Genomic DNA, 15,225 nt, shown 5'->3' with positions numbered 1-15,225 from the left:
CACGTGAGCCGGGAGGTGCGCACCTGGATCAAGGAGCACAACCGCGCGGTCAAGCGATCCGGTACGGGGGTGCGCATCCTGGTCTGCCGGCTTCCGACCAAGAGTCCGTGGCTCAATCCTATCGAGCCCAAGTGGGTGCATCGCAAGAAGCAGGTGGTTGAACCCGCGCGGAAGCTGAGTGGCGCAGAACTGAAGCAGCGGGTCTGTAGCTACTACAAATGCGACCTGCTGGACTCGATTGCAAAGAAGGTCGAGTGAAACTGCACTCGGAATGACAGATCGTCCTGGCGGGGCGATGACGGTGGACAGCGATACCGAGGAATCTACTTTCCGTCTCCTCGTGGTCCGTCGCAACGCCCCGGACCGGCCCTGTCTAGCTCTTTCGCCGCCGCACGTGTGGCGCGGCTGCCGCGTCCGGCCTCGCGTAGTCCGACGGTAGATTCCTCGGCCCTGCAACCTGCGTCGCATTCTTCCGGTGATGGCGTGGCCGGGCCTCGGAATGACAGTCCCGCCTTGGCTGGGTGCCATGAACTGGACAGCGATGACGACGGACAGGAACGCGGGTTGCGCAGGGAGGGTACTCAACCGCTCCCGTGCGTACGAACCCGAACGCCGCTGAAGATAGATGACGAAGACGAGCACCTGCCTGGGATGGATCCTGCTGCCGCTGGCCGCCGCGTGTGGCGGGCGCGAGTCGTCCGCCGCGGCGCCCGGCGACGCGCCCGAGCGCGCGACGGACCGCGCGCCTTCCGCGGCACAGCAGCAGGCGCCCGCTCCCGTGGCGGCGGCTCCCGCGGGTCCGGCCGCGGCGGCCCAGCCCGGCGCGCCCGCGGCCGGCACCACGCCCGCCGCCCAGCCCGCCGCGCCCGCGAAGGGCGGCGCCGCACCGGCGCCGGCCGCCCCCTCGACGCCCGCGGAAAAGGCCAACCAGGACCGCGCGGCCGAGATCCTGTCGCGGGCCGAGCGCACGGCGAACGGCATCCGCTCGCTGGAGGCCGACTTCACGCAGTCGCTCACCGTGCCGCTGCTCAACACCACGCAGCGCAGCGCGGGCAAGCTGTACCAGCGCAAGCCGGACCGCTTCGCCATGCGCTTCAGCGATCCGCAGGGCGACCTGATCGTGGCCGACGGGCGGCACTTCTGGCTGTACTATCCCAGCACCGACCGCACGCAGGCCATCCGCACCAGCATCGCGGCCGGCGGCGAGAGCGTGGACCTGCAGCAGCAGTTCCTTTCCAACGCCAACCAGCGCTTCGTGGCCACCGTGGCCGGCGAAGAGAACGTGGGCGGGCAGGCGACGTACGTGCTCACCCTGGTGCCCCGCGGCGCGTCGCCGTACCGCATCCTCAAGGTGTGGGTGGACAAGGACGACAACCTGGTGCGCCGCTTCGAGATGACGGAAGAGAACAACTCCGTCCGCACCGTGGAGATGCGCAACATCCGCGTGAACCCGTCGCTCGCCGACGCGGTCTTCACCTTCACGCCCCCCGAAGGCGTCCAGGTCTTCGACCAGTAAGCGCACGGCAGGTGCATGTGCGACGAGGCCGCCCTCTCACCGGGGCGGCCTCTGATTTTGTCTCACACAGAGTCAGCAGAGTCAGCAGAGTTAGCAGAGTTCAAGCCCTCTGTTGACTCTGCTGACTCTGTGTGAGGCATTCTTTGTTCAGGCGGCGAGGTAGAGGTCGGGCTCGTGGTGGCAGTTGTAGCACACCAGGTGGTGCGGCATGCCGATCTTGCTGCCGGGCTTGAGCTCGATGGTCTGGCCGCAGCGCGGGCAGGCGCCCTGAAAGTCGATCACCCGGAATCGGCCGCGCCAGCTGCGGTACGTCATCACCGCGCCCACGAACAGCGGCATGGACGTCATGAACGGGTCGAAGATGGTGACGAAGAACGTGGCCACCGTCGAGAAGATCCACAGAAAGGCGTACCCCGTGGTTCGGTACAGCCGGGCCAGCCGCGAGTAGCCCACCACGCCCACATGGGCAGGGGCGTCGGGGTGGCCGGCGAGCACCAGCCAGGCGGCGGGGCGGTTTACGGAATGGGCATCCATGGTGGTCCAGGCCTACGCGCTCGGTGGATGAAGACGGAACGGCACCCAGGTCCTGCGCCTACACGATGCGTCGAGATTCACCCGGCGCACATAGGAGAGGATGCGGACGCTGCGTCCGGCTTTTCCCCACGCACCCGGCCGGCGGCGTAGGCGCATCACCGTTGCCGGACTGCCGGTCTCCGCCTATCCTTGAGGGATACCCGGTACGATTCCGGCTCATCGCCCGCCCCGGACCACTCCCTCCGCACCGCCATCATGCCCGCCACCGCATCCATCGCCACCCGCGCGTTCACGCCCGCCGCCAGCATCGCCGAGGTGGTCGCGCGGCTGGACGCCGTCATCGACCGCAGCCGCGCGGAGAACAACCGGCTGGGGATGTTCGCCTGCCTGTACCGCCAGGTCACCGTGCGCGTGGGCGAGGGGATCGCGGCGGGGCGGTTCCAGGACGGGCCGCGGATGGAGCGGCTGGACGTGATCTTCGCCAACCGCTACCTGGCCGCGCTCGAGGCGTACCAGGGCGGCCGGCGCACCACGCGCAGCTGGCAGGCGGCGTTCGACGCCGCCCGGGGCGCGGACCTGCTCATCCTGCAGCACCTGCTCCTGGGGATCAACGCGCACATCAACCTGGACCTGGGCATCGCCGCGGCCGAGACGGCGCCGGGGGCGCAGATCCACGCGCTGAAGCACGACTTCGACGAGATCAGCCGCCTGCTGGGCGAGATGCTGAACGACGTGCAGGACCGCATTGCCCGTGTGTCGCCGTGGATGGGCTTTCTGGACCGCTTCGGCATGCGCGACGACGAGGAGGTGATCAGCTTTTGCCTGGGCGGATCGCGCGACCTGGCGTGGCGCTGGGCGCAGCGGTTCGCCGCGATCGACCGGGGCCGGCTGCCGCAGGAGATCGACATGCTGGACCGCACGGTGGCCGTGCTGGCCCGCGCCATCCACAAGCCGCACCTGTGGCTGCGGCCGGTGCTGATGGCGATTCGGCTTCGCGAGCCGAAGGACGTGGGGCGGGTGCTGGATGCGCTTTCGTAGAGTTCAGGGCGAGGGCGGGCGCCCCCTCCGGGCTCGCATTACTCGCCCACCTCCCCCAAAACTGCTGGGGGAGGTTGATCGGTCCGGAAGGCCCCCGAGTACGTGAATGATGACGCGCCCGGCGAGCATTGGCTCGCCGGGCGCGTTTTTTCGCTCAGGTACAATGTGCGGTGTCGGAGCGTCACATGTTTACGATTCGTGACCTGTATGTAGTATGGGCCGTCTCCACACCCGGGATCAGGGCCTGAAGCGGGGATGGAGCGCAAAGTCTTTCCACCCCAGAGGTTTGCGGAGGGTGCAGGGCGGGCCGGCGCCGGGGCCGGAAAGATGCAGGTCAATCCAGACGCTCCTCGGACGTTCAAAGGAACGGCTGCCGCGCCGGGGGTATATCGATGCTTGCTCCCCGTCCGTCCGGGGGGGCTGGTGAGTAGAAGTACCAGGAAGTCGCCATGAAGCTGATCTCGTTCGATTTTGTGCTGGTGCTGGCGCTGCTGTGCCTTGCGGGGCTGGTGGTGGAAGGAAGCACGTCCCTTTACCGGCGCCTGAAGCGGCGCCGGCACAGCCGCGGCGGCGCGGTGGGCGCCGTGATCGACAGCCGCGGAAAGGTGCTGGGCACCTACCTGGACCCCTTCGCGCACCCGCGCCGCGTGGCGCGCATCCACGGGGCGGAGTCGCCGTGGAGCCCGGCCGCGCGCTGGGGCGAAAGCCCGTTCGCCTGGGAGGGCTTCGGCGAGACGGAGGAAGAGGCGCTCGCCTCCGCCAACCGCCTGCGCCGCCGCCACCTGCAGCTGTTCGGCCTGCTGGAGACGTTCGACGAAGAAGACGAAAACCGCTCCGAGGGCGGCCTGCTGACTCCGCCGCTGGGCTGAGGACGCGGAGAAAAGAAGAAAGGACCCGGAGGATTCTTTCCTCTGGGTCCTTTCTCGTTTCCGATGACGATCGCAGTATCCGCACTCCAGAAACAAACAAGCCTCAAATCGGGAAAACAACACCTTTATGGGTACAGAGGAACAGGGTCAGACAGAGGAGCCAAGATGATATTTCAGCTCGCTTTCTCTGTCTGACTCTGTTCCTCTGTACGATTATTCTTTTTCAGGATCTGGGTATCGCGCAGAGGCGCGGAGAGAGGAGGTCAATCCTTTTTCTCTCTCCGCGCCGGATTACGCGCGTCAGGTCGCCGGCGGGGCCGCGCGGCGGGGGGACGGATAGGGCGCGAACGCCGACCCCGCGGCGGTGCCGGCCGGCGCGGGAGCGCGGGCCCCGCGGTCCCGCACCACCACCGTCTCCACGATCTTGTCGTGGATCATCTGGCGGTTGCGGTCCCAGAACACCTGCGCAAAGCCGAGGAGGCCCGTCACCAGGCCGGCCGCGTATCCACCGAAGCGCTCGAACGAGGTCCACAGCGTCATCGGCTGGCCGTTCAGCCGCACCACGCGCACGCCGGCCAGCTTCTTTCCCGGCGTCTGCCCGCGCCAGAGCGCCAGGAACGCGGTAAAGTACAGGCCCGTCCACCCGAACCCCAGGCCCAGCTCGTCCAGCAGCCCCGTGATGGCGTGCAGCAGGCCGCGGTTCTCCGCACGCTCCAGCCGCTGGGTGAGCACCTGGTTGTTCCCCTCCGCTTCCCGGAGCTCGCCGCGCAGCTCGTTCAGGCTGTCGCGCGCCAGCAGCGAGGCCAGCTGCGGCTGGATGCGGCGCGCGGCGGCGGTGTCGCCCGCCGCGGTGTAGGCGGCATAGGCGCGGGCCAGCGAGTCGGCGCGCACGGGCTGCACGGCTCCGGCGGCGGGCGCGGCGGCCAGCGGCGCGGCCAGCGCGCTCTCGACCGCGTCCTCCATCCAGTCACGATCCGAGTTCTCCGCGATTCCCTGGAGGGTTTCACGGACCTCGTCCTCCGGCATTCCCGCCGCGCGGAACCCGGATACCAGCGCGCCCGCCAGCCGCCGCGCCTCCGCCTCGCTGTCGGCGCCCTGGAAGGCCGCCACGTCCTTGCTGAGCCCCAGCGCCTGGATGGCCGAGACGCGAACGCTGTCGCCGCCGCCGGTGGCCAGCGTCATCTGCACGCCCTGCGAGCCCATGAAGCCGCGCACGGTCTGGGCGCCCTTGCCCCAGATGCTGGTGGCCACCAGGAACAGGATGAACGCCCCGGCCGCGCGAATGCTGAAGCGCACCATCCGCCCGAACGGCCGCGTGGCGGTGCCGGTCACCTTGCCGGCGATGCGGAACGCGAACAGCGCGGCGGCCAGCCCCAGCAGCATGGCGCCCGCGGTCTTCACCAGGACCGTCACGATCAGCAGGTCCAGCAGCATGGCCACGAGCCGCCGCGACGGGCGCGCCAGCGGCAGGCCCATGATGGCGGGGCTGATCTGGAACGAGTCCGGCGTGATGACGAAGGTCGAGTTGCTGCGCATCGGTCGAGCTGAACGGGGGAGACGAAAGAGCCGGCCAGGACGTACGGAGGGAAGGGCCCGCGGGATTCAGGGGCAAGCAGCAAATCTAGGCGAAAGCGTCACTTACGTCCAGTGCGACGAAGGGCCCTCTCCCCCGACCCGCCTTTTGCTCGTTCCTCGCAACGGCGGTCGACCCCTCCCCCAAACCGCGGGGGAGGGGTGGGTGGAGGGCGAGAACCGCAGGTCCGCTTCAATCCACGTTTGCATCGAACGCGATCAGCCGCCACACGCCTCCAGCGTTCACGCGCGCCTCCGCCTGCACGCGGAAGCCGGCCGCCGCGAGCGCATCCCCAAGCTCCGCGCGCGAGTACATCCGCCGGTACCGCACGCGGGTGATGCGCATCCACCCGTTCAGCAGGCGCATCGGCAGGGGGTCGCGCAGCCAGTCGACCAGCAGCAGCCGGCCGCCGGGCCGCAGCACGCGGCGGACCTCCGCGAGCCCCGCACCCGCATCACCCCAGTAGTGCAGCACCGACGCGGAGATCGCCGTATCGAACGACGCGTCGCGCAGCGGCAGCTTCTCCGCATCCCCCACGAAGAAGCGCGCGCGCACATCCACCTCCCGCGCCTTTTCCATCGCCACACGAAGCATCCCCGGCGACAGATCCAGGCCGGCGTAGCCCTGCATCCGCGCGCCGGAGGCGGAGAGGAACGGCAGCAGATTGCCCGTCCCGCATCCCACATCCACCACCCGCCCCAGGTCGCGGCCCGCGATCCACGGCCGGAGCGGCGCCAGGCTCGCGCGGTTGTAGCGCGCCCAGCGGCGGTCGTAGCCGGCGGCGGCGTGGTCGTATTCGGCGCGGAGGGTCACGAAGATGAAAGGCTCCCAATCAGGAGACGGTCTCGCGCGACCCGCGGCGCCCCCTCCGCTCGCTCAGGCTCGCACCTCCCCCGAAACTGCCGGGGGAGGTTGATGTGAGGCAGGGATCGAACACGGAGTCGGGGGCGGTTGTAGCCCGCCCAGCGGCGGTCGTAGCTGGCGGCGGCGTGGTCGTATTCGGCGCGGATGGTCACGAAGATGAAAGGCTCCGGATCGGGGAGACGGTCTCGCGCGACCCGCGGCGCCCCCTCCGCTCGCTCAGAGGGTGTTGCCAAACCTCCCAGCGTGATTGACTTCCTGAGGGAGGCGCCACCCCCTAACTCGCTTGCACACTGCACCTTGGCGCCGACTGAAGGACCTCGCCAGCAGAACGACGGGGCTGGTCCCGTGCCCTAATCTGGCCCCTGCGCCACCGAGACGAGGTCCTTCGGTCGCGCGCAGGCGGTTGTGTGGAATCGGGTTACACGTGGTGCGCTCCCTCAGGAAGTCACCGCTTCGTTATGGATGTGAGGTTTAGCAACACCCTCTCAGGCTCGCACCTCCCCCGAAACTGCCGGGGGAGGTTGGTGTGGCAGGGATCGGGGCACGGATTTGGGTTCGATCTGCGCCAGACGGCGCCCCCTCCCCGGCCCTCCCCGTAAACCGCGCGGGGGAGGGTGACGCGCTCGACAGGCCATCCGGAGCGAAATCGAATTCTCCCCTCTCCCCGAGGAACGAGGGAGGAGGGGGACCGCGTCGGGCGCACTTCGATGAGCGTCGCCGAGCCTCCATACGTTAGCAAACCCCAACCTCACCCAGCAGTTTTGGGGGAGGTGCGAGCCTAGGCGAGCGGAGGGGGCGCGGCCGGAGCGACGTGAATCCAGCCCGCGCCCTACTGCTCCATCCCGTACCGCTGCAGCTTGCGGTAAAGGGTGGAGGGGTCGATGCCCAGCACCTCCGCCGCGCGGGTCTTGTTGCCGCCCTCGGAGAACAGCACCCAGTGGATGTACGCCCGCTCCACGATCTCGAGCGTGGGGTTGGGCGGCAGGGTGGCCGAGACCAGCGGCTGCGCCTGCCGCTCGGTGATGCGAGGCGGCAGTGTGGACACGGCGATCTCCCCGCCGTCGGCGGTGAGCACGGCGGCGCGTTCCAGCGCGTTCTCGAGCTCGCGCACGTTGCCGGGCCAGTCGTACGACTGCAGCACCTCCACCGCCTCGGGCGACAGGCGCGGCGCCGCCCGGCCGCGCTGCTCGGCGAAGCGGTCCAGGAAGTACTCGCACAGGATGGGCACGTCGTCCGGACGGTCGCGCAGGGGCGGCAGCTGCAGCGTGATGACGTTGAGGCGGTAGAACAGGTCGCTGCGAAAGCCGCCGCGGCGGATCTCCTCGTCCAGGTCGCGGTTGGTGGCGGCCATGATGCGCACGTCGATGGGCACCGCCTCCGTGGCGCCCACGGGAATCACCTCCCGCTCCTGCAGCGCGCGCAGCAGCTTTACCTGCGTGGCGGCCGACATCTCGCCCACCTCGTCCAGGAAGAAGCTGCCGCCCTTGGCCGCCACGAACAATCCCTGCTTGTCGCGCACGGCCCCGGTGAACGAGCCGCGCACGTGGCCGAAGAGTTCGCTTTCCAGCAGGTTCTCGGGGAGCGCGCCGCAGTTGATGGAGACGAACGGCCCCTCGCCGCGGTCGCTGATGGTGTGGATGAACTTGGCCAGCACCTCCTTGCCCGTCCCCGACTCGCCCGTGATGAGCACGGTGCTGTCGCTGGGCGCCACCGTCTCGGCCGTCCTGAGCACCTCGATGAAGCCGCGGCTGCGCCCGATGGGGCGCGACACGTCGCTGCGGTCGCGGCGGCGGATCTCGGTCTTGAGCGCCTGGTTTTCCTTCTTGAGCTGCCGCGACTCGGCCGCGCGGCGGCAGATGGCCACCAGCTCGTCGTTGCTGAACGGCTTCTGGATGTAGTAGAAGGCGCCCTCGTTCACCGCGCGCATGGCGGTCTGCAGCGAGGCCTGCGCGGTCATCAGGATGACGGGGAGGGCGCGGTCCAGCTCCTTGGCCGCCAGCAGCACCTCGAGGCCGCCCACGCCGGGCATGCGCACGTCGCTCAGCACCACGTCGGGGCGCACCTCCGACAGCCGGTCCACCCCCGCCTGCCCCCCCACCGCCGTCTCCACGACGAAGCCCTCGCGCTTCAGCAGGATGCGCAGCGTGTCGAGGATGGCGGTCTCGTCGTCGATGATCAGGATCTTCGGCTCGCTCACGGCCGCTTCTTTCGTCGGTTGTGCTGGACCGCGGTGGATGGACCTCTACCGCGACTGCGGGGCCACCGCGTGGACGCGAGGGCGCAAACTCGGCTCGCTTCGCTGCAAGAGCCCCGCCCGCGGGCGGCAGGGGCCCCCACCTGGGCCCCCACCCCCGGCCCACACAGGCTCGACGACGGGCATCGAACTGGTGTCCGCAAGGCGCCCCCTCCGGGCTCGCATTACTCGCCCACCTCCCCCAAAACTGCTGGGGGAGGTTGGGGTGGGGCTGGAGGCGGTGGCTCGGCGAAGGGGATTACGCTGCGCCGGACGGGGGCCCCTCCCCCGGCCCCTCTTCGCTCGTTCCTCGTGGAGAGGGGAGGATTCGAGCGCGCTCCGGCAGGTTCGAGCTGCGTCCGCGGGCGCCCCCTCCGGCTCGCTTAGGCTCGCCACCTCCCCCAAAACTGCTGGGGGAGGTTGGGGTGGGGCTGGGGGTGGTGGCTCGGCGAAGGGAATTACGCTGCGCCGGACGGAGCCCCCTCTCCCCCGGCCTCTCCGCTTATCCTCGCGGAGAGGGAGAATTCGACCCCGCTTCGGACAGTCACAATCCTGGCCGCCCCCCCACCCGCCACGTGGCAGGCACTCAGCCAAACCGCAGGGCCGCCAGTCCGCGAAGGCGTCCTTCGTGTGGTTGTTGCAGCGAATTCATTCGCCCTTGCCCCCCTTGCCCCCCTTGCCCACCCCTGCCTGCCCGGCAGCCAGCTTATCCCTGCTCGCCCTCCTCCGCCACCGCGGTCTCCACCCCCGCCGCCACGTCCGGCAGCGCGGGAAGGTAGAACGCGAAGGTGGCGCCCCAGCCGTCGCCGCGGGACTGGTCGACGAACACGGCGCCGCCGTGCGCGTCCGCGGCGCGCTGGACCAGCGCCAGCCCCAGCCCCGTGCCACCCGGGCGGCGGGTGAAGAACGGGTCGAAGATGTGCTCGGCGTTCTCCTCGGGCACGCCGGGGCCCGTGTCCGACACGCGGATGCGCACGGCGTGCGCGGCGCCCAGCCGCGGCGCCATCAGGTCGGTATCCACCGCGTCCACGCACACTTCCACGCGCCCGCCCTGCCCCGCCCACTGCACCGCGTTCAGCGCCAGGTTCAGCACCGCGCGGTGCAGCAGGTCCTCGTCGCCGTGCACCGCGACGTGCTCCGCGTCCGCATCCACCGAAAACGAGACGTCGATGCCGCGGGCCTGCGGGTGCGCCTTGACCACGTCCACCACGTGCCGCACCAGCCGGGCCAGGTCCAGCCGCTCCGCCGCGCGCAGCTTGGCGCGGGCAAAGTCGATGAACTCCGTCAGCAGGCGGCTCAGCCGGTCGGACTCGCGCACCACCAGCCCGCCCAGCACCACCCGGTCGTCCGCGTCGATCCCCTCACCCGCCAGCTGCTCGGTGGCGCTGCGGATGGAGGCCAGCGGGTTCTTGATCTCGTGCGCCAGCGACGCGGACAGCTCGGCCACCGCCTCGAGCCGCTCGGCGCGGCCGCGCAGCTGGTCCATCCGCTTGCGCTCGGTGATGTCCTGGAAGATGGCCGTCACCGACGGCGGCCCGCCCTCGTCGCGCTGGATCAGCGTCGTGCTGACGCCGAACACCATCCCCGCGTCCGTCTCGTCCGTCTCGTAGCGCCGCACCGGCGTGCGCGTGGCGGACGACTGCGCGATCACCCGCCCCAGGCCGGGCGCGACGGCGTCGAGCTTGGCCAGGAACGGCCGCCCCAGCCAGTCCGAGGCGCGGATGTGCAGCAGGTCGGCCGCGGCGGGGTTGATGAACGCCAGCCGCCCCGCCCCGTCTACCGTGATGAGCCCCGTGGCGATGCTGGCCAGCACGTCGTCGGTGTCCAGCCGCAGCAGGCGCAGCTCCGTCTCTACCTCGCCCAGCACGGCGCCGGTGTGGCGCAGCCGGTCGCCCAGGTAGCCGGTGGCCAGCGCCACGGCGGCGAACAGCACGATCTGCAGGATGCTGCCGGCCGCGATGGTGCCGGTGCTCAGCACGATGTCGGCGAAGAACAGCAGGCTCACCAGCACGCCGATGAGCACGCCGCCCAGAAAGGGGAGCAGGATGGCGGCGGCCACGATCACCAGCACGAACAGCGGCACGAAGTCGCTTTCCGGCCCCCCCGTCAGGTGCACCACGGTGGCCACCAGCGCCACGTCGAACAGCACCTGCGCGTACAGGTAGGCGCGCCCCGGCGCATGGTGGGTAAGGTGCGTGTACCAGAAGGAGCCCGCCGTGAACGCGGCCGCCAGCACCAGCAGCAGCGACGCGGCCAGCGTGACGTGCGCCTCGGCCTGCTTCCACACCAGCGCCGCGGCCACGAAGATGGCGCCGGCCAGGCACAGCCGCCCCAGGTACACCCACGCCAGCACGCGCCGCGGCTGCGGCAGCCGCCCCGCGGCGAACCGCTCCCTCATGCCCCGCCCCGCCCGCCGATGATCGTCACTCGCATGGAAGCTTTCGCGGCGGCCCGTGGGCGCCGCCGGGAGGATGCAGGGATCTTGCTCGATGCTGGGATTGTGGACCGGCAAAGGCGCGCGGTCAAGGCGGGGGCGGCTTCGGACGAGCACGGGCGAATGAATTCGCTGCAACAACCACACGAAGTCCGCCTTCGCGGGCTGGCGGCCCTGGAGCAGGGGCAGGTGCCTGCCACGTGGCGGGTCGAGAGAAGGTAGCCGACCCGGTTCCCTGTCGAAGCGGGATCGAATTCTCCCCTTTCTCCGCGCAGCGGGGGAGAGGGGCCGGGGGAGAGGGAGCCTGTCGGGCGCCAGTCCGACGTCCTTCGTCGAGCCGCCCCCCCCTGCACCCTGCGCATGCGGCCACGCCACCGCCCGGTCGAAGCGCGATCGAATTCTCCCCCTCTCCGCGAGGAACGAGCGGAGAGGGGGCCGGGGGGAGGGGCACCCCGCGGGCGCCAGTTCGATGCTCTTTGGAATCGTCGTGAATCTACGGAATCCCCTCCGTCATCCCACGAAAAAGCCGGGACCGCATCCGCGATCCCGGCTCTCTCGTACTTCCGCACTCACGCACTTCCGCACTTCCGCACTGTTCTCAGTCCGAAAGGTCCCAGTCGTCCGCGGCGGCCTTCATCCGCATGTCGGCGGGGGAGGCGTGGGGGATGTCGGGGAGCGGCACGTACTTCTGCGCGATCTCCATGGTGTTCTCCACGCGCAGCTGCCGGAACAGGAAGGTGAACGTCTCGTTCAGCACCCCGCGAATGCGCTCGCGGTCGCCCTCGGGCAGGTCCCACAGCTCGCGCTTGAAGGCCCCCAGCGCCTTTTTGCGCGCCTTGTAGATGAACTGCTCCTCGGTGTCGCCCGCCTTGCGCTCGTCCGGGAAGTTCTGCCGGCAGTGGTCGTACATGCGGTCGCGCAGCTCCGCCGGCAGGTGGTCGTACGCGATGTTCTGGAAGTTGGTGGCCAGGTGGATCTCGGCCGTCTCCACTTCCGGGAACTTGCCGAACGCGCTCTGCGGCAGGGTGCTGGCGCCGTGCTGCACCGCGCCCGACATCCCGTACTCCCTGCGGGCGATCTCGGACAGGTTGCGCAGCGTGTCGAAATCGATGGCCACGTCGGCGATGGAGCCGTCCGGCAGCACGGTGCCGCCGTGCGTGGTCCCGCTCTGCACGCTGATCTTGCTGAGCCCCGCCACCGGCCGCCCTTCCTTTTGCGAAAGGGCCTGCAGCGCGCGGTTGTAGCCGTCCATGTACGCGCGCAGCTCTTCGGGGGTGCTGTTCTCCGTCCCCACCTCGCCGATCTCGCCGCCGATGCTGACGGTGACGCCCGCCGGCTCGTAGTGGCGCACGTACGCCGTCAGCTCGGCCGAAAGGCGCGAGTTCAGGGCCTGCTGCGCGTCCAGCCCCTCCTGCCCCAGGTCCACCAGGGTGCTGGTGTCGATGTCGATGTTGTAGAAGCCCGCGTGCAGCCCCTCGCGGATGATGTCCTTGACCGCGCGCAGCTCCGGCTCGGGATCGGCCTTGTACTTCTTGGCGTTCACCTGGAAGTGGTCGCCCTGGATGAACAGCGGCCCCGTCCACCCCTCCTTGATGGCCGCGGCGATCATCACGCTGACGTACTCGGCCGGGCGCTGGTCGGTGTAGCCGATCTCGGACCGCGCGATCTCGCAGATCAGCGCGCCCACCTCGAGGTCGCGCGCGGCGGCGAACAGGGCGCGGCCGGTGTCGTACGCCGCCGCGCGGACGTTCATCGCGGGGACGGTAAAGCCCGACACCTCGCCGCGGCCGCGGGCCAGGTACAGCTCGTGTATGGAGGCGGGGGCAATGCCCACGGCGCGGCCGGCGTGCAGCAGCAGCCAGCGCGCCGTGTCGCGCACGTCCTCGTCCTCGCCGAACACGGCGGCGCGGATCAGCCGGTCCACGCCGCCGGCGCGCAGCGCGTCGGCGCTCACCAGCGCAAAGGCGCCGTCGTCGGCGCGGACGGAATCGCGGACCTCGTCCAGCAGCGCGCGGACGGACGGGCGGGAGAGCATGTCCAGCCCGTCCGCCGCAGTCGCGACGGTGTTCACCATGATGTCCTCTGGATCAGATCGGATTTGGGGATGCGTCAACGTCCACGCCGGCCTGCCGGCCGCGGCGCGGGAATCTGTTTGCGCCGCGCTCCCGTGGCAAGATTCGCGCGCGGGATCGATCACGCGACACGCAGGCGCACCCGCCGCGTTACGATGCGGACAAAGCGGTTGACGAACCGCTCCTCTTGGCGCAATCGTTACCTGAATCGATGCGCCCCCCATTCCTTCGAGGAGCCAGGCCGATGGAAATTCGATGAAGCGCTGGCTTCCGGCCGTGCTGGGCATTGCCGCGCTGGGTGGATTCGCGGGATTCGCGGCGACCCGCGACAGGGGTGCAGCCCCGGCACGGCGGCATTCGACGGCTCCCCCGCCGGTGTCCCGGAGCGCGGATTCCGCTCAGTGGCGGAGCGTGGCGACGCTGCAGCCAGGTTCGGCACCGTTCGGCCTGATCGGTGACGCGGTGATGGGAAGCGGCGGGCAGTCGTTCGTGCTGGACGTGATGGAGCGGAGGATCGGCATCGCCGGCGCGGACGGCGCCGTCGCGTGGACGGGGCGGGCGGGGCGCGGGCCGGGGGAGTTCTTCGTCCCCGTGGCCCTGGCGGCGGACGGGGACCTGCTCTACGTGCTGGACCGCGGCAACCGGCGCATCGAGCGCTACCGGACCGCGGGCGGACGGCTGCAGCGGTCCGGCAGCCTGCCGCTGGAGTTTGGCCCCGAGGACCTGTGCGTCTCGGAGGGCAGGCTCTTCGTGCTGGGCGCCCACCGGGGACAGGCGATCCACGAAGTGTCCCCCCGCGACGGACGGGTGCTCCGCTCGTTCGCCCCCGGACGCGCAGCTGGCGGACGACCTGCTCGCCACCTTCCGGGCCGGGGGCTACCTGGCGTGCGGAGGCGGGGACCAGCTCGCGTTTCTGCCCCTGCTTCGCCCCGAAGTGCGGCTTTTCTCCGCCGCGACGGGCGCGCTTCTGCATACCGCCGCCCTCCCCGGCTACAACGCGGTGGTCGTCCGCAGGACCGCCGACGCGGTGGAGTTCCGGGCGGAGGGCGGCACGCACGATTCAGGGGCCTCGGTGATCCCGCTGGGCGACGGACGGATGCTGGTACAGGTCGGTGCGGTGCGGCCGGGGGCGGCGACCGCGCACGAGTTCACCAGCATCCGCAGCTACGTGGTGGACTGGCGACAGGGGAGCGCCCGCGTGCTCGGCGGCGCGCTGCCCCGCATCGCCGCGCTCCGCGACGGATGGGCGCTGGCCCTGGACACCGATCCGCAGCCCGCCGTACGCAGACTTCGCCTTTCGCTTTCATCGGCCGCCCCATCATGACCGGAACCGGCTTCATCCAGCGCGCCCAGCGGTGGCTGCTGGTGCCCGCGGGCACCGCGGTGTGGGTGGCGCTGGGCGTGGTGCTGCTCGCCGCCGCGGTGCGCGCGCATCCCGCCGAACGCACTCGACCGGACGCCGCGAGGCCCGCGGCAGAGACAGCGGTGCGCACGTACGTGCCGGACTTCGAGTTCAGGAAGGGCAGGGAGATCGTGCTGGTGCTGGTGGGCGCGGCGTTCTGCGGCGCCCAGCGCGAGCCCGGCTTTCCGCAGGCGCTGGGAGACGCCAAGCTCCGCGTCCGGGACCAGGCGGCGGCGCGGGGTGCGCAGTTCCGGGCCGTCGCCGTATCGCTGGACTGGAAGACGGACGAGGCGCTTGCGTTCCTGGAGGGCTTTGGTGCCTTCGACGAGCTGACGGTGGGAAGCAACTGGCTGAACGACGGCGCGCGGCGGTACATCTGGCGCGACCTTCCTGGCCCCGCCGCCGTGCCCCAGCTGCTGGTGGTGGAGCGCGACGTGGAAACCGAGCCGCAGGTGCAGGTGCAGGTGCGCAACGAACGCGTGATCAAGCGCATCTCCGGAGCGCTCCCCGTGATCGCCTGGGTAAAGGACGGCGCCAGGATCTGAGCGTGTGTTCAAGAATCCCTGCGCTCGCGCCGGTCTGTCATTTCGAAGGAGGCGCCACACCGCACCATCGGCTCGCACGAAATCCGGCGCGCCGACTGAGAAATCTACTGTCTGCTGCTGGTGCCCCGCCGCACCGCTCCGGCAC

12 protein-coding genes are annotated in these 15,225 nt (G+C 70.2%); 6 read left to right on the top strand and 6 right to left on the bottom strand.

Going from position 1 to position 15,225, the window contains the following annotated elements; genetic code table 11:
* Both VGC13_RS28285 and lolA read left to right on the top strand, forming a co-directional pair.
* Positions 1 to 258 (top strand): transposase (locus tag VGC13_RS28285; RefSeq protein ID WP_331128684.1); only part of this gene is annotated, 258 nt, incomplete at its 5' end.
* Between the two features lie 367 nt (positions 259 to 625).
* Positions 626 to 1,516 (top strand): outer membrane lipoprotein chaperone LolA, encoded by an 891-nt coding sequence (gene lolA / locus VGC13_RS28280; RefSeq protein ID WP_331128683.1) that lies wholly within the window; start codon positions 626 to 628, stop codon positions 1,514 to 1,516.
* Between the two features lie 147 nt (positions 1,517 to 1,663).
* On the opposite strand, the gene VGC13_RS28275 is transcribed toward lolA, so the two are convergent.
* Positions 1,664 to 2,050, bottom strand: coding sequence for a hypothetical protein (locus tag VGC13_RS28275; RefSeq protein WP_331128682.1), 387 nt, complete (start codon positions 2,048 to 2,050; stop codon positions 1,664 to 1,666).
* 255 nt (positions 2,051 to 2,305) lie between these two features.
* Here VGC13_RS28275 and VGC13_RS28270 point away from each other — a divergent pair, with 255 nt between their 5' ends.
* Positions 2,306 to 3,088, top strand: a complete 783-nt coding sequence (locus VGC13_RS28270) for a DUF5995 family protein (RefSeq protein ID WP_331128681.1) — start codon at positions 2,306 to 2,308, stop codon at positions 3,086 to 3,088.
* A 449-nt stretch (positions 3,089 to 3,537) separates the two neighbouring features.
* Positions 3,538 to 3,957 (top strand): hypothetical protein, encoded by a 420-nt coding sequence (locus tag VGC13_RS28265; RefSeq protein WP_331128680.1) that lies wholly within the window; start codon positions 3,538 to 3,540, stop codon positions 3,955 to 3,957.
* A gap of 300 nt (positions 3,958 to 4,257) precedes the next feature.
* Here VGC13_RS28265 and VGC13_RS28260 read toward each other — a convergent pair whose 3' ends face one another.
* The 5 genes from VGC13_RS28260 to VGC13_RS28240 form a co-directional block, all read right to left on the bottom strand.
* Positions 4,258 to 5,493 (bottom strand): RDD family protein, encoded by a 1,236-nt coding sequence (locus VGC13_RS28260; RefSeq protein ID WP_331128679.1) that lies wholly within the window; start codon positions 5,491 to 5,493, stop codon positions 4,258 to 4,260.
* A gap of 229 nt (positions 5,494 to 5,722) precedes the next feature.
* Entirely contained in the window at positions 5,723 to 6,343 is a 621-nt protein-coding gene (locus VGC13_RS28255) for a class I SAM-dependent methyltransferase (protein WP_331128678.1), read from the bottom strand.
* Positions 6,344 to 7,223: 880 nt separating this feature from the next.
* Positions 7,224 to 8,591, bottom strand: a complete 1,368-nt coding sequence (locus VGC13_RS28250; RefSeq protein WP_331128677.1) for a sigma-54 dependent transcriptional regulator — start codon at positions 8,589 to 8,591, stop codon at positions 7,224 to 7,226.
* 742 nt (positions 8,592 to 9,333) lie between these two features.
* A complete protein-coding gene (locus VGC13_RS28245) occupies positions 9,334 to 11,025 on the bottom strand; it encodes an ATP-binding protein (protein ID WP_331128676.1) in 1,692 nt (563 codons plus the stop codon).
* Between the two features lie 634 nt (positions 11,026 to 11,659).
* Complete coding sequence (locus VGC13_RS28240) at positions 11,660 to 13,135, bottom strand: class II fructose-bisphosphate aldolase (protein WP_331128675.1); 1,476 nt, start codon at positions 13,133 to 13,135, stop codon at positions 11,660 to 11,662.
* 932 nt (positions 13,136 to 14,067) lie between these two features.
* On the opposite strand from VGC13_RS28240, the gene VGC13_RS28235 reads away from it, so the two are divergent.
* Together VGC13_RS28235 and VGC13_RS28230 are read left to right on the top strand one after the other, a co-directional pair.
* Positions 14,068 to 14,457, top strand: coding sequence for a hypothetical protein (locus tag VGC13_RS28235; protein WP_331128674.1), 390 nt, complete (start codon positions 14,068 to 14,070; stop codon positions 14,455 to 14,457).
* Complete coding sequence (locus VGC13_RS28230) at positions 14,454 to 15,080, top strand: hypothetical protein (protein WP_331128673.1); 627 nt, start codon at positions 14,454 to 14,456, stop codon at positions 15,078 to 15,080. The genes VGC13_RS28235 and VGC13_RS28230 overlap by 4 nt, the downstream gene beginning before the upstream one ends.
* Positions 15,081 to 15,225: the final 145 nt, after the last annotated feature.

Origin of the sequence: Longimicrobium sp. (genome assembly GCF_036399255.1) — a bacterium.
Taxonomy (GTDB): Bacteria; Gemmatimonadota; Gemmatimonadetes; order Longimicrobiales; family Longimicrobiaceae; genus Longimicrobium.
This window is presented reverse-complemented; position numbering and strand designations above follow the sequence as displayed.